General features: G+C 71.6%; 19 protein-coding genes. 13 read left to right on the top strand and 6 right to left on the bottom strand.

Translation table 11 applies throughout. The features are described from left to right. Nucleotides 1-9: 9 nt before the first annotated feature. Nucleotides 10-1,344 carry a dipeptidase gene (locus F8A92_RS07005; RefSeq protein ID WP_153504447.1) on the top strand — a complete coding sequence of 445 codons (1,335 nt, stop codon included), beginning with the start codon at nt 10-12 and terminating at the stop codon, nt 1,342-1,344. 97 nt (nt 1,345-1,441) lie between these two features. On the opposite strand, the gene F8A92_RS07000 is transcribed toward F8A92_RS07005, so the two are convergent. Both F8A92_RS07000 and F8A92_RS06995 read right to left on the bottom strand, forming a co-directional pair. Continuing rightward, a complete protein-coding gene (locus F8A92_RS07000; protein WP_153504446.1) occupies nt 1,442-2,569 on the bottom strand; it encodes an acyl-CoA dehydrogenase family protein in 1,128 nt (375 codons plus the stop codon). Nucleotides 2,570-2,608: 39 nt separating this feature from the next. Continuing rightward, the gene (locus tag F8A92_RS06995) at nt 2,609-3,802 is read right to left on the bottom strand and encodes an acyl-CoA dehydrogenase family protein (protein WP_153504445.1); all 1,194 of its coding nucleotides are present in this window, start codon (nt 3,800-3,802) and stop codon (nt 2,609-2,611) included. Nucleotides 3,803-4,224: 422 nt separating this feature from the next. Between F8A92_RS06995 and F8A92_RS06990 the strand changes: the two genes are divergently transcribed. The 9 genes from F8A92_RS06990 (at nt 4,225) to F8A92_RS06950 (ending at nt 12,123) form a co-directional block, all read left to right on the top strand. Further along, nucleotides 4,225-4,785 carry a DUF4242 domain-containing protein gene (locus F8A92_RS06990; protein WP_153504444.1) on the top strand — a complete coding sequence of 187 codons (561 nt, stop codon included), beginning with the start codon at nt 4,225-4,227 and terminating at the stop codon, nt 4,783-4,785. Then, nucleotides 4,782-5,876, top strand: a complete 1,095-nt coding sequence (locus tag F8A92_RS06985; protein WP_153504443.1) for an acyl-CoA dehydrogenase family protein — start codon at nt 4,782-4,784, stop codon at nt 5,874-5,876. The genes F8A92_RS06990 and F8A92_RS06985 overlap by 4 nt, the downstream gene beginning before the upstream one ends. Further along, nucleotides 5,849-6,592: an ABC transporter ATP-binding protein gene (locus tag F8A92_RS06980; RefSeq protein WP_153504442.1), complete on the top strand. Its 744-nt coding sequence runs from the start codon at nt 5,849-5,851 to the stop codon at nt 6,590-6,592. The genes F8A92_RS06985 and F8A92_RS06980 overlap by 28 nt, the downstream gene beginning before the upstream one ends. Beyond that, nucleotides 6,585-7,754, top strand: a complete 1,170-nt coding sequence (locus F8A92_RS06975; protein ID WP_153504441.1) for an ABC transporter substrate-binding protein — start codon at nt 6,585-6,587, stop codon at nt 7,752-7,754. The genes F8A92_RS06980 and F8A92_RS06975 overlap by 8 nt, the downstream gene beginning before the upstream one ends. After that, entirely contained in the window at nt 7,751-8,608 is an 858-nt protein-coding gene (locus tag F8A92_RS06970) for an ABC transporter permease (RefSeq protein ID WP_228389269.1), read from the top strand. The genes F8A92_RS06975 and F8A92_RS06970 overlap by 4 nt, the downstream gene beginning before the upstream one ends. Before the next feature lie 83 nt (nt 8,609-8,691). After that, nucleotides 8,692-9,669, top strand: a complete 978-nt coding sequence (locus F8A92_RS06965) for an acyl-ACP desaturase (RefSeq protein WP_153504440.1) — start codon at nt 8,692-8,694, stop codon at nt 9,667-9,669. 531 nt (nt 9,670-10,200) lie between these two features. After that, nucleotides 10,201-11,136 (top strand): transglycosylase family protein, encoded by a 936-nt coding sequence (locus F8A92_RS18945; protein WP_323368427.1) that lies wholly within the window; start codon nt 10,201-10,203, stop codon nt 11,134-11,136. Between the two features lie 174 nt (nt 11,137-11,310). Then, nucleotides 11,311-11,589, top strand: coding sequence for an HU family DNA-binding protein (locus F8A92_RS06955; RefSeq protein WP_153504438.1), 279 nt, complete (start codon nt 11,311-11,313; stop codon nt 11,587-11,589). Nucleotides 11,590-11,709: 120 nt separating this feature from the next. Next, entirely contained in the window at nt 11,710-12,123 is a 414-nt protein-coding gene (locus tag F8A92_RS06950) for a DUF3151 domain-containing protein (protein WP_153504437.1), read from the top strand. Here F8A92_RS06950 and F8A92_RS06945 read toward each other — a convergent pair whose 3' ends face one another. Further along, complete coding sequence (locus F8A92_RS06945) at nt 12,124-13,641, bottom strand: CYTH and CHAD domain-containing protein (RefSeq protein WP_194291394.1); 1,518 nt, start codon at nt 13,639-13,641, stop codon at nt 12,124-12,126. It abuts the gene before it with no gap. 136 nt (nt 13,642-13,777) lie between these two features. Next, complete coding sequence (locus tag F8A92_RS06940; RefSeq protein WP_153504435.1) at nt 13,778-14,518, bottom strand: hypothetical protein; 741 nt, start codon at nt 14,516-14,518, stop codon at nt 13,778-13,780. Between the two features lie 120 nt (nt 14,519-14,638). On the opposite strand from F8A92_RS06940, the gene F8A92_RS06935 reads away from it, so the two are divergent. After that, complete coding sequence (locus F8A92_RS06935; protein WP_153504497.1) at nt 14,639-15,925, top strand: adenylosuccinate synthase; 1,287 nt, start codon at nt 14,639-14,641, stop codon at nt 15,923-15,925. Between the two features lie 37 nt (nt 15,926-15,962). Here F8A92_RS06935 and F8A92_RS06930 read toward each other — a convergent pair whose 3' ends face one another. After that, nucleotides 15,963-16,775, bottom strand: a complete 813-nt coding sequence (locus F8A92_RS06930; RefSeq protein WP_194291393.1) for an IclR family transcriptional regulator domain-containing protein — start codon at nt 16,773-16,775, stop codon at nt 15,963-15,965. 250 nt (nt 16,776-17,025) lie between these two features. Here F8A92_RS06930 and F8A92_RS06925 point away from each other — a divergent pair, with 250 nt between their 5' ends. Beyond that, nucleotides 17,026-17,232 (top strand): cold-shock protein, encoded by a 207-nt coding sequence (locus tag F8A92_RS06925; protein WP_153504433.1) that lies wholly within the window; start codon nt 17,026-17,028, stop codon nt 17,230-17,232. A gap of 54 nt (nt 17,233-17,286) precedes the next feature. Here the strand turns inward: F8A92_RS06925 and F8A92_RS06920 are convergent, their stop codons facing one another. Next, the gene (locus F8A92_RS06920) at nt 17,287-18,036 is read right to left on the bottom strand and encodes a glycerophosphodiester phosphodiesterase (RefSeq protein ID WP_153504432.1); all 750 of its coding nucleotides are present in this window, start codon (nt 18,034-18,036) and stop codon (nt 17,287-17,289) included. Nucleotides 18,037-18,177: 141 nt separating this feature from the next. Between F8A92_RS06920 and purD the strand changes: the two genes are divergently transcribed. Then, nucleotides 18,178-19,440 (top strand): phosphoribosylamine--glycine ligase, encoded by a 1,263-nt coding sequence (gene purD, locus F8A92_RS06915; RefSeq protein ID WP_153504431.1) that lies wholly within the window; start codon nt 18,178-18,180, stop codon nt 19,438-19,440. The last annotated feature ends 465 nt before the right edge of the window (nt 19,441-19,905 follow it).

Raw genomic sequence — 19,905 nt, 5'->3', positions numbered from 1 at the left:
GCTCGGGGCATGGATACCGCGCAGATCAAGGACGCCGTCGCCCGGGCCGTCCCGAGCAGCCTCGAAGACCTCAAGGCCCTCGTGGCCATCGACTCGGTGAGCTCGCTCGCCACGCACGAGGAGAGGGTGCGGGAGTCGGCGCAGGAAGTCGTCCGGCTGCTGCGCGAGCTGGGCTGCCCCGACGTACGGATCGTCGAGGAGGGCGGCAAGCCGGCCGTCATCGCGCACTTCCCGGCGCCGCAGGGCAGGCCCACGGTGTGCCTGTACGCGCACCACGACGTCCAGCCGACGGGCGACCCGGACCTGTGGACCTCCAAGCCGTTCGAGGCCACCGAGCGCGACGGGCGGCTGTACGGCCGGGGGACGGCCGACGACAAGGGCGGTATCGCCGCGCACCTGGCGGCGCTGCGCGCGTTCGACGGCAAGCCGCCCGTCGGGGTCACGCTGTTCATCGAGGGCGAGGAGGAGATCGGCTCGCCGTCCCTGCGGACGCTGATCGAGCGGCACGCCGACGCGCTGCGCTCCGACGTGTTCGTCATCCTCGACTCGGGCAACTGGGAGGTCGGGACGCCGGCCGTCACCACCAGCCTGCGCGGGCTGGCCGACTGCATCGTCGAGGTACGCACGCTCGACCACGCGCTGCACTCCGGACTGTTCGGCGGCGTCGTGCCCGACGCCCTGACGACGCTGTGCCGGCTGCTGGCGACCCTGCACGACGAGAAGGGCAACGTCGCCGTCGCGGGGCTGCGCCGCGGCGAGGCGGCGGACCTGGACTACCCGGAGGAGCGGCTGCGGGCGGAGTCCGGCCTGCTGGACGGCGTCCAGTGGATCGGCGACGGCCGGGCCGTCGAGCGGCTGTGGGTCAAGCCGTCGGTCAGCGTGCTGGCCATCGACTCGACGCCGGTCGCGGACGCCTCGAACACCCTCGCGCCGTCCGCTCGCGCGAAGGTGAGCCTGCGCGTCGCGCCGGGGGACGACGCCGACTCCGCGCTCGCGGCATTGCGGACCCACCTGCAGACGCACGCCTCGTGGGGCGCGCAGGTGACCGTCACCGACGGCGAGACGGGGCAGCCCGGCATCATCCCGTTCGAGGGGCCGGTGTGCGAGAAGGCCGCCGAGGCGCTGCGGGAGGCGTTCGGCGTCGAGCCCGTGCAGATGGGCATGGGCGGCTCGATCCCGATGGTGGCGGACTTCCAGGAGACGTTCCCGGGCGCGGTCGTCCTGGTCACCGCCGTCGGTGACCCCGACAGCCGCGCGCACGGCATCGACGAATCGCTGGACCTCGGTGACTTCGCGAAGGCCGCGACGGCAGAGGCGCTGCTGCTGGCCAAGCTGGCCGAATAGCCCCCAACGCCGACCTGCGGCGCACCTCGGTACCGAACAGCTGGTGGATCGGTACCGAAGTACGCCGCAGGTGGCGTTTCCGGGAGGTGCGCCTCGGCTAGACCTCGGCGTTGGGCGCGATCAGGCCGCCCGCCGCGGCGAGCTCTTCGACCCGGGTATCGGTGTCGCTGAAGGTGCGCATCAGCACGGTGAGCCGCTTGGCGAAGTGCCCGATCGGGTACTCCATCGTCATGCCGATGCCGCCGTGCATCTGGATCGACTCCTGCGAGATGTGCTGGGCGCACTTGTCGATCTCGATCTTCGCGGCGTTGATGTCGCGGTGGCTGTTCTCGCCGTACGACGCGGCCGCCAGGCGGGCGAACAGCGCCATCGAGCGGGCCAGCTCCAGCGAGACGTACATGTCGGCAGCGCGGTGCTGCAGCGCCTGGTTGACGCCGATCGGCTGGCCGAACTGCACACGGGTGTGCAGGTACTCACTGGTCATCTTCAGCGCGCTGTCCATGGCGCCGACGGCCTCGGCGCACAGGCCGGCGGTCGCGATGTCGATGACCTTCTGGATGGTCGCCGACGCGTCGCCGGAGCCCAGGCGCTGCGCCGGGGCGTTGTCGAGCAGCACGTTGGCCGCGCCGAACCCGTCCGCCTGCTTCAGCGGCATCAGGGTGACGCCCTGGCCGTTGGCGTCGACGACGAACAGGCCGACCTCGCCGTCGACGGACGCCGACACGATCAGCTTGTCGGCGGAGTCGCCGCCCAGCACGCCGGTCTTCTCGCCGGAGAGGGTGTACTGCTCGCCCGAGCCGGACGCCTTGGTCTGCGGCGCGCTCAGGTCGTAGCGGGCGCCGGGCTCCTGCGCCGCGAACGCGAGCTTGGTCGAGCCCTCGGCGACACCGCCGAGCAGCTCCTCCTTCTGCGCGTCGGTGCCGGCCTCGTTGACCAGGCCGCCGCCGAGCAGCACCGTGGAGATGTACGGCTCGAGCGCGAGCGCCTTGCCGAACTCCTCGAGGACGACGCCGACCTCGGCGAAGCCCATGCCGGCGCCGCCGTGCTCCTCGGCGAACGGCAGGGCGAGCGCGCCGAGCTCGGCGTACCGGCCCCACATCTCGTCGCTGTACCGCTGCTCCGAGGCGAGAATCGCGTCGCGCTTCTCGGCGTCGTAGTGCTGCTTCATCATGCGGCCGACCGTCGAGGCGAGCTCGCGCTGTTCTTCAGTGAGTTCCAGATCCACTTTGAAAGCTCCTATGCAGGTAAGTAAGGGGTCGGTCGGCTAGAGGCCGAGGATGGCCTTGGAGATGATGCCGCGCTGCACCTCGGACGAACCGCCGTAGATGGTGACCTTGCGGAAGTTGAAGTACGTCGGAAGCGCGTCGACGGCGCCGCCGGGCACCGGCGAGAAGCCCTCGGGCGCGTCGTAGCTGTCGCGGAAGTACAGGCCGTCCGGGCCGAGGACGTCGACGAGCAGCTCGGTGACGTCCTGCTGCAGCTTCGAGCCGACGAGCTTCAGCACCGAGGAACGCGGGTCCGGCTTGTCCGAGCCCTTGGCCTGGGTGGACAGGATGCGCATCTGCGTCATCTCGAGCGCCTGCAGCTCGACCTCGACCTTGGTCAGGCGGGCCGAGAACAGCGGATCGTCCAGCAGCGTGCCCCGCGCGGTCCGGGTGTTGCGCGCGAGCTCCTTCAGCCGCGCGATGCGCGTCTTCGAGACGCCGACCCGCGCGATGCCGGTGCGCTCGTTGCCGAGCAGGAACTTCGCGTAGGTCCAGCCCATGTTCTCCTCGCCGACGAGGTTCTCGACCGGGACCTCGACGTTGTCGAAGAACACCTCGTTGACCTCGCGGCCGCCGTCGATCAGCTGGATCGGGCGGACGGTCACGCCGGGCGACTTCATGTCGATGAGCAGGAAGGAGATGCCCTGCTGCTTCTTGACGTCCGGGTTGGTGCGCACGAGCGTGAAGATCCAGTCGCCGTACTGGCCGAGCGTCGTCCAGGTCTTCTGCCCGTTGACGATGTAGTGGTCGCCGTCGCGGACGGCGGCGGTCTTCAGCGAGGCGAGGTCGGAGCCGGCGTCCGGCTCGGAGAAGCCCTGCGACCACCAGATGTCCAGGTTCGCGGTCTTGGGCAGGAACCGCTCCTTGATCTCCTGCGAGCCGAAGTTCGCGATGACCGGCCCGACCATCGAGGTGTTGAAGGCCAGCGGCGAGGGGACGTTCGCCAGCTCCATCTCCTGCAGCCAGATGTGCCGCTGCACGGGGGTCCAGTCCTGCCCGCCCCACTCGACCGGCCAGTTCGGGACGGCGTAGCCGTGCTTGTTCAGGATCTGCTGGGTGGTGACGATCGGTTCCTTGCTGTCGATCTCGCCGCGCGCGTTCATCTCCCGGATCTCCTTCGGGATCTCCGTGCGGTAGAACTCGCGCATCTTCTCGGCGAACTCGCGTTCTTCCGGGGTGTACAGCTGCTCCATGGATGGGCTCCTGAATCTGGACGTCATCGTGGTGACGGGGCTAGCGGGCACCTGTGGCGTACGCCGCGCTCCTGACCGAATCGTATTCGGTTTGGGCCGCCGACACATCACTGGGTGACCACTCGCACGCTCCCGGCCCTGTCACCGGATGGTTGAGCGCTGTACTATTGCGGGCGGACGTGAACAGACCGGACCACGCGCGTCGCGTGGCCGAGGATCTCGGGAGGTGGAACGTGCCGACGAGCTTCTACGCCGTACGCCGTTTCACCGTCGATCACGTCATGACTGACAGCGCTCTCTGTCGCTAGTCCCGCAGAGCCCCCACCCGGCCCTTCGCCGCCTCCTTTTCCAGGGGGCTCTCCTTCTGCTGTGCGCACGACACCCGTGCGCGCATCTTCCTACCCAGAAACAAGGAGATACCCATGTCTGAGCCCATCCTGGCCCTCATCGAGATCGTTCCCGCGACCGCCACCAAGGACGCCGCCGCCGCCGTGATCGAGCAGGCGAAGCAGCGCGCGGCAACCGCTGGCGCCGAGCTGATCGAGGCCGAGGTGACCGCGGGCGCCGACCGCATCTTCCTGGTCTTCGAGACCGCCGACCAGCAGGCGCTCGGCACCGCCGTCCTCGGCGTCGACGACGTGGCCGAGGTCGAGGGACCCGACCCGGTGCGCCTGGTCGGTGCCGACCTCGCCGACATCAAGGCCGTGCGCCCCGAGGCCGGCTACCTCGTCGAGTGGGACATTCCCGCGCACATCGACATGGACACCTACCTCGCGCGCAAGAAGGAGAAGTCGCCGCGCTACGCCGAGATCCCCGAGGTCTCGTTCCTGCGGACGTACGTGCGCGAGGACACCGCGAAGTGCCTGTGCCTCTACAACGCCCCGGACGAGGACGCCGTCGTCCGCGCCCGCGCGATCGTCGAGACCCCGATCGATCGGCTGCACGCCCTCGGTGCAGCGTCCGTCGCCGAGGGCTCGCGATGACCACCGCCTACCTGCCGAGCGGCTTCGAGCAGATCGCGGCGCAGGCCGACGAGGTGCGCGAGCGCGTCGCCACCAGCGTCCGCGACGTGGACGCCGGTGCGGTGCCGACCTCAGAGATCCTGCGGGACCTCGGCCGTCGCGAGCTGCTCGACCTCGGTGTGGACTCCATCGACAGCCCGGTCGCGGTATCGGCCCGCATCGGCGGCAGCGCGAGCCTCATCGCGCTGCTGGCCGAGGAGTGCATGAGCAGCGCGTTCAGCCTGTGGGCGCACCGCATGGTCCTGGACTACTTCGCGCGCGGCGAGCGGACGCCGCTCAACGAGGCGACCGTCGCGCTGCTGCGCACCGGCGACGCGATCGGGTCCACGGCGATGGCCTCGGGCCTGAAGGCGCTGGCCGGCATCGAGCCGCTCGGCGTCACCGGGCGCCTGGACGGCGACGAGCTCGTCGTCGACGGGCTGATCCGGTGGGCCTCCAACCTCGTCGACGGCGCCGTCGTCGTCATCCCGGTCCTGCTGGACGACGAGCGTCGGATCATCACCTGGTTCCGGGTGGGCGATCCCGGCGTGCGGGTGGGGTACGTCGACGGCCTGCTCGCCCTGAACGCCACCGCGTCGGCGTCCGTCGTCCTCGAGGGCGTGCGGATCCCGCGGGACGCCGTGCTGAGCTGGGACTTCGCGGAGACGGCACGGGCCTTCCGGCCGACCTTCCTGGCGCTGCAGTCGTCGTTCTGCGTGGGCATCGCCCGCCGCTCCCTCGAGGAGTCCGCGGCCACCGTCGAGCGGTCCGGCAACGAGGGCCTGCGCGACCGGTTCGACCTGGTGCGCCGCGAGGTCGAGGAGGTCACCGAGCGCTGGCGCCGGCTGACCGACGACCTCGCCGCCGCGCCGCTGGTCGAGTTCGTCCGCCTGCGCCTCGACGCCAGCCTGGCGGCCGGTGAGGCGACCCGCCTCGAGGCCGCGCTGGCCGGCGGCCGCGGCTATGTCGCCTCCAGCGGCACCGCGCGCCGGTTCCGCGAGGCCGCGTTCCTGCCCGTGCAATCCCCTTCGGAAGGACAGCTGCGATGGGAACTAGCGTCGCTCACCTCGTAGGCGTCGAGGTCACCCTCGGCGGTACGCCGGTGCTGACCGGGATCGACCTGACCGTGCAGCAGGGCAGCTGCGTCGCCGTCCTCGGACGCAGCGGCGCCGGCAAGTCGACCCTGCTGAAGGTGCTGGAGAACCAGATCGTGCCGGACGCCGGCACGATCGAGCTGGCCGCCGACGGCCGCCCGCAGCGCCAGGCGGTCGTCTACCAGCAGGCGCTGCTGTTCGACTGGCTGACGGTGCGCGAGAACATCGCGCTCGGGCTCGGCTACGGGCGCAACCGCGCGGCGAACGCCGAGCGGGTCCCGCGGCTGCTGGAGCTGCTCGAGATCGCCGAGCTGGCCGAGCGCTACCCCGATCAGCTCTCGGGTGGCCAGGCGCAGCGGGTGGCCCTCGGGCGGGCGCTCGCCGTCGAGCCCGAGCTGCTGCTGCTCGACGAGCCGTTCAGCGCGCTCGATCCCGCGACCCGGTCCTCGCTGCAGGGCTGGCTGCGGGAGGAGTCGCGGCGGGAGAACCTGACCTCGGTCATCGTCACGCACGACATCGACGAGGCGGTGCTGCTGGCCGACCAGATCGTGCTGATCGACGGCGGCCGCATCGAGCACCGGTGGACGGTCGCGGACGAGACCGCCGCCCGGGAGACGCTGCGCGACACGATCCGCGCAGCGTTCGACCTGCCGGCTTCGGCCGCGCCGACGCGAGGAGAGCTGGTCGATGCCTGAGCACACCCTGTCGCGCCGTAGCGCGCTGCGGCTCACCGGGCGGGTGGCCGCGGCCGGCGTGGTCGGCGGCCTGGCGCTCAAGGGCGGCTGGGACGCCGCGGCCCCGGCCCTGGCCAGCGGCGGCAAGAAGACCGTCCGCATCGGCTACCTGCCGATCACCGACGCGTCCGCCCTGCTGCTCGCGCACGAGAAGGGGTTCCTCGCGCGGCAAGGCATCACCTCGCCCGCCCCCGTCATGTTCCGCTCCTGGGAGGCGCTCGCGCAGGCCTTCGCCATCGGCGAGGTCGACGTCGCGCACGTCCTCATGCCGCTCGCCGTCCAGCTGCGGCTGGCCAAGAAGATCCCGCTCAAGGTGATCGGCTGGGGGCACGTGAACGGGTCCGCGCTGACCGTCGGCAAGTCGATCACCGCCACCGAGCAGCTCGCGGGCACCACGGTCGCGATTCCCTACTGGTGGTCGATCCACAACATCGTCCTGCAGCGCATGCTGCTGGCCTCCGGCCTCAAGCCGGTCGTCCGGCAGGCGCCCTCGGCGTCCGAGGGCTCGGTGCAGCTGGCCGTCATGGCGCCGTCCGACATGGTTCCGGCGCTCGCGTCCGGCCAGGTCAGCGGGTACGTCGTGGCCGACCCGTTCAGCGCCGTCGCCGAGGCGAAGGACGTCGGTCGCGTGCACCGCTTCCTCGGTGACGTGTGGAAGGAGCACGCCTGCTGCGCGATCGTGCTGCGCGAGGACCTGATCGAGTCCGACCCGCAGACCGCGCAGGCGATCGGGACGGCGCTCGTCCAGGCGCAGCAGTGGATCGACGGCCACCGCGGCGACATGGGCGGCCTGCTGGCCGACGGCAAGTACCTGCCGCAGCCCGCGGCGCCGGTGCAGAAGGTCTTCAGCCGCGACCCGGCGGCGTACACCTCGGTCACCAAGCACCCCGACTGGCACGGCGAGCGGCTCGGCTTCTCGGCGCTGCCCCTGGCCAGCTACACCTCGGCCCTCGTCGAATCGATGCGCTCGACGGCCATCGACGGCGACACCGGCTTCCTGCAGGGCGTCACCGGGGAGTCCGTGCACAAGGAGCTGGTCGACGACCGGTTCGTCAAGCAGGCCCTCGGGGGCGGCACGATCCCCGCCACCAAGCTGACCCGTCAGGAGCTGATCCAACCGTGAGCACCGCGACGACCGCACCCGGGCTGTCCGGCGGTCCCGACGTCCGGCGGGCGTCCGCGCCCGGCCCCGAGGCGGATGCGCGCGCCACCCGGCGCCCGGGTCCGGCGGCGTGGTACGCCGTGCTGGGTACCGCGGCCGCGATCGGGCTGTGGTTCCTGGTCACCGACGTCCTGCTCGCCGGTCGACCGCTGGTGCGCGAGTTCTCGCCCACCCGGACGTGGTCGGGCCTGGTGGAGCTGTGGCGCTCGGGCGTGCTGCTCGACGACGCCGCGGCGTCGGTGCTGCGGCTGGTCGCGGGGCTGCTCGTCGCGGTCGTCGGTGGCGTGCTGCTCGGGGTCGCGATCGGGTCGGTCGGCCGGCTCGAGCGGGCCACCCGGCCGGTCGTGAGCTTCCTGCGGATGGTCTCGCCGCTGTCCTGGGCGCCGCTGGTGATCGTGCTCGTCGGCATCGGGGACCTGCCGGTGATCACCCTGGTCGCCCTGACCACGGTGTGGCCCATCGTGCTGGCGACCCTCGCCGGCGTACGAGCGGTCAACCCGGGTCACCGGGCCGTCGCCCGCGCGCTCGGCGCGACCCGCTGGGAGCTGCTGCGCACCGTCACCGCCCCCTCGGTCCGTCCGCACGTGCTCGGCGGCATCCGTGGCGCGGTGGCGCTGGGCTGGGTGGTGCTGGTGCCGGCGGAGATGCTGGGCGTGACCAGCGGGCTGGGCTACCAGATCCTGAACGCGAAGGACCAGCTCGCCTATCACCACATCACCGCCCTCATCGTGGTGATCGGCGCCCTCGGGCTCGCGATCGACGTCGTGGCGCGGTGGGTGCTGCGCACGCCGCGTGAGCGGCGTGAGGAGCGGTAGCGGCATACCGCCGACCTCGCCGGAGGGCCGCCCGGCGGCGGTAGCGTGGGACTGCCGCTGTCGGCGAAGCGAGGAGTACTGCCGTGGAACCCACCGAAGACCCGAAGCACCTGCTGCACGCGCTGGAGCCCGTCGTCGAGGAGAACCTCAACCGGCACCTGCGCGCCGCGCAGGACTGGAACCCGCACGACTACGTGCCGTGGGACGACGGACGTAACTTCGCCTTCCTCGGCGGCCAGGACTACGAGCCGGGGCAGTCCACGCTGGACCCGATCGCCCAGACGGCGATGGTCACCAACCTGCTGACCGAGGACAACCTGCCGTCGTACCACTTCGAGATCGCCACCAACTTCGGTCGCGACGGTGCGTGGGGGCAGTGGGTCGGCCGGTGGACGGCGGAGGAGGCCCGGCACGGCACGGCGATGCGCGACTATCTGGTGGTGACCCGCGGTGTCGACCCGGTCGCGCTCGAGGTCGAGCGGCTCGCGCACATGACCGCCGGCTACGACTCGGGAGCCAAGACGTCGCTGGAGACGATCGCCTACGTCTCCTTCCAAGAGCTCGCCACCCGCGTATCGCATCGCAACACCGGGCGGGCGACCGAGGATCCGATCTGCGACCAGCTGCTGGCCCGGATCTCCACCGACGAGAACCTGCACATGGTCTTCTACCGCAATCTCGTCAGCGCCGCGTTCGACCACTTCCCCGATGCCACGATGCAGGCGGTCGCCCGTGAGGTGACCGGCTTCGAGATGCCCGGCGCCGGGATGGCCGGCTTCGCCCGAAAGTCGGTGGCGATCGCCAAGGCGGGCATCTATGACCTCCGCCAGCACCGCGACGAGGTGCTGGCCCCCGTGCTGCGCAAGTGGCGGGTCTTCCAGCGCACGGACCTCGGCCCGGAGGGGGAGCGGGCGCGCGAGGCGCTCGCCGCCTTCATGCAGGACCTGGACGAGCAGGCGAGCCGCTTCGAGGAGCAGCGCGAGCGCGCGTTCGAGCGGGCCCGGGCGAAGACCGACGGTCCCGGTCGCATCGGGGTCACCCGGACCGTCGCCGGCCGGTAGCCCGCCGGCTCGCGTTCGCGGCGCACTCCGGTACGGATCCGGCGGCGATTCCGTACCGAAGTACGCCGCAGCAGCCCCGTTGCCGGCTGAATGTGGCGTGGATCACAGCCGCCCGGCGCGCCGACGTCCACGGCGGCGGTCGTGGCGTCGGCCGCGCCTCTGACCTGCGGAACGACATTCGTGTGATTACGTAGCGCCTACCGGCGTGTCGTTACATGGGTGGGAGCGATGAGGTGGTTGATAATGGCGGGTTTGGTGTTTCTGTTGTGAACGCTGTGGCGCGTCAATACGGTGGAATACGGCCGACAGCTCCCCCTGGGGCCCGCCGCACGACTCCGACGCAGCATTCCGTCCCGGATCGTTCGGCGTCCGACGGATATGCACACGTGAACGAGGACGGAAGCAGCACACCGGTCGCAATCAGGCGTGAGATGGGGAAGTCGCATCGCCTGCCCGTGTCCGGGGCCCCGGACGGCGCTCGTTGGCGAGCGCCGCCTCGCCCGTGCTGTACGCGCGGGAAAGGCAAAGATCGTGCCCTCATGGACTCCCGCCGCGGCGGTTCGCCGCGGATCCAGGAAGCTGTTCGCTGTCGCCACGCTCGGCGCGGCCGTCGTCGTCGGGATACCCGCCCTGCTGCCGGGCAGCACCGCGGTCGCCGACCCCAGCTCCGACCAGTGGCTCGCGCTGCGCAAGTGCGAGTCGAGCAACAACTACTCCATCAACACCGGCAACGGCTACTACGGGGCCTATCAGTTCGACCTCGCGACCTGGCGCTCGGTCGGCGGCAGCGGATACCCCCACCAGGCATCGCCGTCCGAGCAGGACGCGCGCGCCCTGATGCTCTACCGGATGCGTGGCTGGCAGCCGTGGGAGTGCGCGAGCATCCTCGGCTTCGGCAACGACGCAGACGCGCGGTCGGGCGTCACCGGCGACATCAGCATCGGCGGTGCGGCCTCCAACCAGTCCTCCACCTCCGACAACCCCGGCTACCAGGGCCAGCTGAGCTACGGGCAGTCGAGCGCCGCGATCAAGGTGTGGCAGCAGCAGATGGCGGCCCGCGGCGCCGGCGTCCCCGCGACCGGCTACTTCGGACCGCTGACCCAGGCGCTGGTGCTGGAGGTCCAGCGGCAGAACGGCCTCGAGCAGGTCGGGTTCATCGGCCCGCAGACCTGGGCGGCGGCGTTCACCGGCACGTACAACGGCCAGAGCGCCTCCGGGACCACGACGGCCTCGTCGTCCGCGCCCGGCTACCCGGGCCAGCTGCGCAAGGGCGTCTACTCCGAGGCGTTGCGGCAGTGGCAGGCGCAGATGGTGGCCAAGGGCGCCCCGCTGAGCAGCACGGGGTACTTCGGGCCCAACACCGCGGCCGTCGTCCTCGCCGTACAGGCGCAGAACGGCCTCGAGCAGGTCGGCTACATCGGGCCGCTCACGTGGGCCGCGGCCTGGAGCGGGAGCTACCACGCATAGTATTCTGAAGCACCTCCCCAGGTCGCGGTAGACGAGGAAGCTGCCGCGCCCTGGGGAGTTTTTTGTGTCGCCGAGGACACAAATGGCCGTCCGGACACGCCGAATCCGCGGTTTCCCCGCGTGGACCGGCTACCGTGGCCGAGGTATCCCACTAGCACCCTGAGGTGAATTGACATGAATAAAGACGAGCTCGTCGCCGCAGTCGCCACCGAGACCGGCCTGAGCCAGGCGGACGCCGACCGCGCGATCAAGGCCGTCGCGACCGCCATCCGTGGCGCTGTCGCCGGTGGTGCCAAGGTTCAGATCGCTGGCCTGGGCACCTTCGAGCCCCGCGAGCGTTCGGCTCGCACCGGCCGCAACCCGCAGACCGGTGACGAGATCCAGATCGCCGCCACGACGGTTCCCGGCTTCAAGGCCGCGACCGCGTTCAAGAACGACGTCGCCGGCAAGTAGCGCAGGCGCACAAGCGGGCTTCGACGCTCAAGGCGGGGAAACTTCCCCGCCCTGGGCGACGAAGCCCGCTTTCGTCTGTCCGCGGCGCCGGCCGACCGGGGGCGTGGAAGGATTGCGGGCATGCCTATCGGTGAAGATCTCCTGGCCCAGCCGCCGTCCGTGCTCCTGCCGGCGGACGCCGGCGCGGAGGCGATGCGCGCGTCCGGAGCCCAGCCGCGAGCGATCGCGGCGGCCCACCCGACCGACTCGGCGGCGTGGGCCGACCTGGCCGCCGAGGCGCTCGCCGGTGACGACCCGATCGCCGCGTACGCGTACGCGCGCACCGGCTACCACCGCGGCCTGGACGCGCTGCGGCGCAACGGCTGGAAGGGCTGGGGGCACGTGCCGTGGTCGCACGAGCCGAACCGCGGCGTCCTGCGCTGCTTCTACTACCTCGCGCAGGCGGCCAGCGCGATCGGCGAGCACGACGAGGTCGAGCGGCTCAGCACGCTGCTCGACGACAGCGACCCGGAGGCGCGCAGCCACCTCGGCTAGCTACAGCTTCTTCCAGCCCGCCAGCCGGCGCCGGCTGAGCTCGCCGAGGGCGTCGGCCAGCGCGTCGCGGGACAGTGCCGCGTTCGACTCCTCGACGGCCTGCATCCGTCCGTAGGTGAAGGTGTCCTCGCCGCGCGCGAACGCCTCGTCGGCGAGGTCGCCGATCAGCTGCGCGGTGATCAGGCTGTCGTTGTGGTCGCCGAGCAGCTCGGTGATCCGCGAGGCCGACTTCGCGATCCGCTTGGCGTCCTTGCCCAGCACGCCGACCGCCGAGTCCATCCCGTAGCGCACCCGCTTGGCCGCCTTGCGGACGTCGTGCAGCGCCGCCTGGTGCTCGTCGGGGTCGTCGAGCTCGTCGGCGAGGCGGACGGCGGCCCGCAGCCGCTTCCAGTCGCGCGCGAAGACCTCGGCCAGGTCGTCGGCCGGGATGTCGCCGCCGGCGGGCCGCCAGTCATCGACCAACGCGTCGAGCGTGTCGAGCAGCCGGTAGTACCGCGCCGAGCTCATGAACCTGACGGCCGCGTCGTGGGCGCGGTCGTACCGCTCGTGCAACGCGGCGTCGATCCGAGCCCGTACGGGGCCGCGGACACCCCGCGTCGGCTGCTCGTCGAGCAGCTCGTCGAGCCGGGCCAGCATGACCTCGCTGTCCCGGGCTCCGCCGAGCACGTCGGCGAGCGCCTTGAGCTCGCCGCGCAGCGCGCGCGAGCGTTCTCGCCCGACGATGGCGCGGTACGACGACAGCACCGAGCGCAGCCGCCGTGCGGCCACCCGCATCTGATGGACGGCATCGTGCTCGTGCAGCCGGGCGCCCGGGTCGCGGGACTTCAGCCGGTCGCTCTCCTGGCGCAGGTAGTCGCGGGCGACCGCGGCGGCCGTGGGGGACGGGCCGAGCTCGGGCGGGCCGGGCCGGGCCGGGGGAGTGCGCTCGCCGAGTGCCCGAGCCAGCTTCGAGGGGCCCGCATCGGTGGACGCCCCGGCAGCGAGCAACGACGGCTCGACGGCATCCAGCAGGTCCTCGGGGCCGCTGCCGAGCTCGACCTCCCATTCACGCCATCGGGCGGCGTCCGGCCCGGCGATGTCGGGCGCGCTGGTGACCTCGTCATCGCAGAGCTCGGCGAGCACCGCGCCTTCCTCGTCGAGCAGCTCGTGGATCGTCCGTACCGTCGTCAGCCGCACCAGCGGCTCGGCCGGACGGCCGCGCAGCACGGCGTGCAGCCGCACGGCGAGATCCTGAGGGACGTCGTCGGATGCGCTGAACGGGGCGTGCAGCTCCCGCCGGAAGCCGCTCCCCGGCAGCTTGAGGTGCCATCCCTCGTCCGCTCCGCCGCTCCGCTTGCGCAGCGTGATCCGCTCGCGCAGCAGGGCGAGGTCGGCGGTGTCGAAGTACTGGGCGCGCAGGGTCACCGGAGCGAGGTGGCGCACCCGCGCCACGCCGGGGACGGCGTGCAGGTCCGGGACCTGGGCGGTGGGCGGGACGGCGTACTTGCGCTCGACCTCGCGGGATTCGGAGACGCTCACCTGTACATCTTCGCCCAGGCCGTCGAGGTGCGCATGGCGTCGCCGCGTCCACGTCCTCTCGGTGAGATTCCCGCGATGCAGCGTTCCCGCTGCATTCGGGGAATCCGACCAACGACCAGCGCCGCCTCGGCGCCGGCTACCGGCGCCGGAAGGGATTCCACCGGGGGCCGGCCGCGCGAGCGCCGTCCGGCTCGCGGAGCGCGGGCCGGACGGCGCCGCGCAGCAGCCAGTGCTCACGGTCGTCGACGTACCAGGTGCGCCCGTCCACCTCCTCGGGCGCGCGCCCGTCCACGACCATCGCGACGGGGTCGGTGGCGAGCTGCACGGCCCGTCCGGCGGTGGTCGACGTCCGGCGCCGCCCGCTCGGCGGCGTCACGGTCGCCAACAGGCGGGCCTGCGCCGCATAGTCGATCCGGACGTCGATGCGCCGGACCGTGCCGTCCGCGATCCGCTCGTCGTCGTGGTACGCCTGGACGCCGAAGGTGCGACCCGCGGCGGGTATGAAGCTCGCCTCGTGCAGGAGCACCCCACCGATGTCGTTGCGGGCCAGCGGCAGCTCGGTGGGTGCGCTCGCGAGCGCCTCGTCGAGTGTGCGGGGCAGCGCCAGGAGATCGGCGAGGTCGTGGGTCGCGGCGTCGGCGCTCGGGCCGGGCAGGAATGCCACGGGCGTGCCGGGCAGCGCGCCCGCGCGCCGCAGCCCCTCGACGAGGAGGCTCAACGAGGCCAGCGAACCGCTCACCGCGAGGCCCTCGTCACCGGCGGCCTTGACCGCCGCGCGCACCTCGTCGCGGCCGGGCGCCGCGGTCCACCGGATCACCCGGGTCTCCCCGGACCGGCGCGACGGTGCGGCGAACGGGTCCTCGACGACGGTGAGCATGTGGCACGGCCCTTCTCGCGCAGATCTTTCGCGGTGCAAACCTACAGGCGGCGCTGCCGTAGGCTGTACCGCGGCGGAGCGCCACGCATCCGCCGTAGTCGATGGTGATGTGAGGTGCACATGCCGGCAATCGTGCTGATCGGCGCGCAGTGGGGCGACGAGGGCAAGGGTAAGGCGACCGACCTGCTGGGCGGCAAGGTGACGCACGTGGTGCGCTACCAGGGCGGCAACAACGCCGGCCACACGGTCGTGACGCCGGACGGCGAGAAGTACGCGCTGCACCTGATCCCCTCCGGCATCCTGACGCCGGGCTGTACGCCGGTGATCGGCAACGGCGTCGTCGTCGACCCGCATGTGCTGGTCGAGGAGATGCAGGGCCTGGCCGACCGCGGCGTGGACGTCGGGCGGATCAGGCTGTCGGCCGACGCGCACCTGATCATGCCGTACCACATCGCCATCGATAAGGTCTCTGAGCGCTACCTGGGCAAGGCCAAGATCGGCACCACCGGGCGCGGCATCGGGCCGTGCTACCAGGACAAGATCGCCCGCATCGGCGTCCGCGTGCAGGACCTGCTCGACCCGAGCATCCTGGCGCAGAAGGTCGAGTCGGCGCTCGAGCTGAAGAACCAGATCCTCACCAAGATCTACAACCGCAAGGCCCTCGACCCCCAGCAGGTCGTCGAGGAGACCCTCGCGGTCGGCGAGCAGATCAAGCCGTTGATCGCCGACACCCGCCTGCTGCTGAACCAGGCGCACGAGGCCGGTGAGTGGATCCTGCTCGAGGGCTCGCAGGGCACCCTGCTGGACGTCGACCACGGCACCTACCCGTACGTCACGTCGTCCTCGCCGACCTCCGGCGGCGCGGCCGCCGGATCCGGCCTCGGGCCGCGCGCGATCGAGCGCAGCGTCGGCATCCTCAAGGCGTACACGACCCGTGTCGGGTCCGGCCCCTTCCCGACCGAGCTGTTCGACGACAGCGGCGAGTACCTGCGCAAGCAGGGCGGCGAGGTCGGCGTCACCACGGGCCGCGACCGCCGCTGTGGCTGGTTCGACGCGGTCGTCGCGCGGTACGCCACCCGCGTCAACAGCCTCACCGACTTCTTCCTCACGAAGCTCGACGTGCTGTCCTCGCTGGAGACCGTGCCGATCTGTGTGGCGTACGACGTCGACGGTGTCCGGCACGACGAGATGCCGATGACCCAGACGGAGTTCCACCACGCCAAGCCGATCTACGAGGAGATGCCCGGCTGGTTCGAGGACATCCGGCACTGCCGCACGTTCGACGAGCTGCCGGCCAACGCCCAGGCCTATGTGCATCGCCTCGAGGAGCTCTCCGGGGCGCGGATGTCGGTGATCGGCGTCGGCCCGGGCCGCGAGGAGAACGTCGTCGTCCGAGATCTCGTCTAGCCGCGGCCCCCTAGGCGCCGTCCGAGCGGCTGCGGCGTCAGGCGCGCTGGCGGCCGGACGGCGCGGAGAGCCGATCGTCGAGGGTGCGGGTGTAGTCCGCCTCGATCCGGTGCGCGGTGTGCTGCAGCTGCGGCAGCACCTTCGTCACCAGCTCGTCGTGGGTCACCGACCGTGACCGCACGGACACCACCAGCGCGGCGGGGTGCTGGTTGATCCCGGCGTACACCGGCATCGCGACCGACTGGACGCCGCGGCGGTATTCGTCGGCGACGATCGCGTAGCCGGTGCGGCGGATGGCCTGGACCGTCTCGAGCACCGCGCTCAGGTCGCGCTGCGTGGACGGCGTCAGCTGCGGCACGAGCTGGCCGCGGGTCCGCGCCCGCAGCTCGTCCTCGGGCAGCTGCGCCAGCAGCACGCGCCCGGACGCGGACGCCAGCGCGGGCACCCGCTCGCCGACGTGCACGAAGTTGTCGGCCGCGCGGCCGGGCTCGCACTCGACCACCACGACGCCGTCCAGCCCGTCGAGCACCACCAGACCGACGTCCTCGCCCAGCGACGACGCGAGGGCGCGCATGTGCGGCTCGGCGATGTCGGGCATGGTCAGCATCGACAGGTAGGCGCGGCCGATCTGCAGCACCGTGGGGCGCAGCGAGAAGCGGTCGCCGTCGCGCTCCACGTAGCCGAGCTCGGTGAGGGTCAGCAGGAAACGGCGCGCCGACGCGCGGGTCATGCCGGCGTTGCGGGCCACCTCGCTGAGCGTCTGGCGGCGGCGCTCCGCGGTGAACGAGGCGATCACGTCGAGTCCCTTGGCCAGCGACTGCACGAAGTCGCGGGAGCGTTCGTCGCCCATTGCACCTCCTCGCCGGCCAGGGTGTTCGCTCTGGTCAGCGTACGACCTCGATGTGAAACATCGCACCGGCATGGCGCGCACCTGACCACTACCGGTAGCGTTCTCGGTAGTTGTTGAGGTTTCGGTTTTGTTGTTTCAGCGGTAACGCCCGACGGGTGCGCTGTTCTCCTGCAAGACGTACACAAGCATCACCAGCTGCACGAGGAGCCCGAAAGGCGGGTTCCGACGTACGAAGGAAGACAGGATTTTCATGGCTACTGGCACCGTCAAGTGGTTCAACGCCGACAAGGGCTTCGGATTTATCCAGCCTGACGACGGCTCGGCCGACGTGTTCGCGCACTTCTCCGCGATCAACTCGGCCGGCTACCGTTCGCTGAACGACAACGACAAGGTCGAGTACGACGTCGAGCAGGGCCCCAAGGGCCTGCAGGCGTCGAACATCACCGTGATCAACTAGTTCACGCGTCCCTTCGGGCCGTCACTCCTTCGGGAGTGGCGGCCCGAAGTGCGTTCAGGGGCGCTCGGCCAGCCAGTCCTCGAGGGCGCCCGGGCGGTCGGTGATGATCGCGTCGGCGCCCAGGGCGTGCAGGCGCGACCAGTCGGCGGGCGCGTCGGCGGTGTACGGCGCAGATGCGATGCCGTGCGCGTGCAGCCGCTGCAGGTCGCGGCCCTCGAGCAACCGGTGGTCGGGGTTGTAGAGGACGGCGCCGTACCGCCGGCACTCGGCCACCGGGTCGTCGTCCCAGGCCCCGGTGAGCAGCCCGAGCGGGCGTTCCGGGCGCAGGGCGTGCAGCCGGGCGAGCGCCTCGCGCTCGAAGGACTGCAGCAGAACCCGCTCGTCGACGCCGCTGCGCTCGACGACCTCGAGCACGGCGCCCAGCTGGGCGTCGGTGTGCGGGCCCTTGATCTCCAGCAGCACGTGACCGTCGTGCGGGAGCGCGTCGAGCAGCCCCCGCAACGTGGGGACCGGCGTCCGGGCGAAGTGCGGGGAGAACCACGATCCCGCGTCGAGGGCCTGCAGGTCGGCGTACGCCAGCTCGCGCACCGGGCCCATCCCGTCGGTGGTGCGGTCGAGGTCGGCGTCGTGCAGCAGCACCGGGACGCCGTCTGCGGTCGGCTGGACGTCGGTCTCCAGCCAGGACGTGAAGCGGAAGGCCAGCTCGAAGGCCGGCATCGTGTTCTCCGGAGCGTCGGCGCTCGCGCCGCGGTGCGCAATGATCGTCGGGTCGGCACCGGGACCCCTCAGCAGCGGGTTGCCCATGCCGTCAGTGTGCCCCACCGGGCGACCGGCGCGCCCCCGCCCGGTCCGGGCCGGCGGGGCGCCCCAGTACGCTGGGCGAGGCTGTGCCCGAGGGACCGCGGCCGCACGAGGCTCGGCAACCGGCGCATGGAGTGATCAGCAGTGAAGGTTCTCGTCATCGGATCCGGCGCGCGCGAGCACGCGATCGTCACGGCCCTGCAGAGCGACCCGTCGGTGAGCCAGATCGTGTGCGCTCCGGGGAACGCCGGGATCGCGGCCGCCTGCGCGACCCGGCCGGTCGACGTGAGCGATCCGGCGGCGATCACCGCGCTCGCCGTCGCGGAGACGGCCGACCTCGTCGTGATCGGCCCCGAGGTGCCCCTGGTCGCCGGCGCCGCCGACGCGCTGGCCGCCGCTGGGGTGCGGTGCTTCGGCCCGACGGCCGAGGCCGCGCGGCTGGAAGGCTCGAAGTCGTTCGCGAAGGACGTCATGGCCGCCGCCGGCGTCCCGACGGCCGGCTCGCGCACCTGCACCACCCCCGAGCAGGTGGCGGCGGCGCTGGAGGAGTACGGCGCCCCGCACGTCGTGAAGGACGACGGCCTGGCCGCCGGCAAGGGCGTCGTGGTGACCGGGTCCCGCGACGAGGCGATGGCGCACGCGCGCGCCTGCCTGGACGCCGGCTCGAAGGTGGTCGTCGAGGAGTACCTCGACGGTCCGGAGGTGTCGCTGTTCTGCATCACCGACGGTCGCACCGTCGTACCGCTGCAGCCGGCCCAGGACTTCAAGCGGGTCGGCGACGGCGACGCCGGGCCCAACACCGGCGGAATGGGGGCCTACACGCCGCTGGCGTGGGCGCCGACCGGGCTCGTCGACGAGGTCGTGAGCAGCGTCGCCCAGCCGACCGTCGACGAGATGCGCCGCCGCGGCACGCCGTTCGCCGGGGTGCTGTACGTCGGGCTCGCGCTCACCTCGCGGGGCACCCGCGTCGTGGAGTTCAACGCGCGTTTCGGTGATCCGGAGACCCAGTCGGTGCTCGCGATGCTGCAGACCCCGCTCGGCGCGCTGCTCGGCGCCGCCGCCGACGGCGAGCTCGCCGCCCACCCGCCGCTGCAGTGGCACGCCGGCGCGAGCGTGACCGTCGTCCTCGCCGCCGACGGCTATCCGGCGGCACCGCGCACCGGCGACCCGATCACCGTCGACGAGCCGCCGGTCCCGGGGACGTTGATCCTGCACGCCGGCACCACGGAGGTCGACGGGGAGATCCGATCCGCCGGCGGCCGCGTGCTCAGCGTGGTCGCCGTCGGCGCGGATCTCGCCGGGGCCCGGACCGCGGCCTACGCGCAGATCGCGAGGATCCATCTCCGGGGCGCCCACTACCGCAGCGACATCGCGGCCAAGGCCGAGCGCGGCGAGATCCGCCTCTAACCAGGGTCTTCGCAACGGCCCCCGATCCGACGGAGATCGCGGTGTGTTTCGACCGACAAAGTCACTCGACCCGAAATCTTTCCCGATGCGCGATCGTGGGCTAACTTCTTTCTCACGCACGCCGTTGGGGAGCGCGCTGCTGGGGACCGGATCGTCATACGTCCAGACCGCCGACGAGGGAACAAGGCAGCGCGCCGTCACCAGGAAGCCGGTGAGCGCCGTCAGGCTCACGGTGTCTCGTTCTGCCAGATGCAGGACGAGGCACCGTGCTCTACGGGCGGCGTGGAACATCGCCGCGAGACGCACTAGGCACCCGGCGGACCGGTCTGGTACGAACGAGGCATCCCTTTCGTAAGGAGTGCTAAGTGTCGGAGCAGGACTGGTCCCCCGAGGTCGAGCAGATCGCCGAACGCGCCCGGATGGTGCAGCAGATGGGCGGCGCCGACAAGCTCAAGCGGCAGGCCG

This window comes from Cumulibacter manganitolerans (genome assembly GCF_009602465.1).
Taxonomy (GTDB): Bacteria; Actinomycetota; Actinomycetes; order Mycobacteriales; family Antricoccaceae; genus Cumulibacter; species Cumulibacter manganitolerans.
This window is presented reverse-complemented; position numbering and strand designations above follow the sequence as displayed.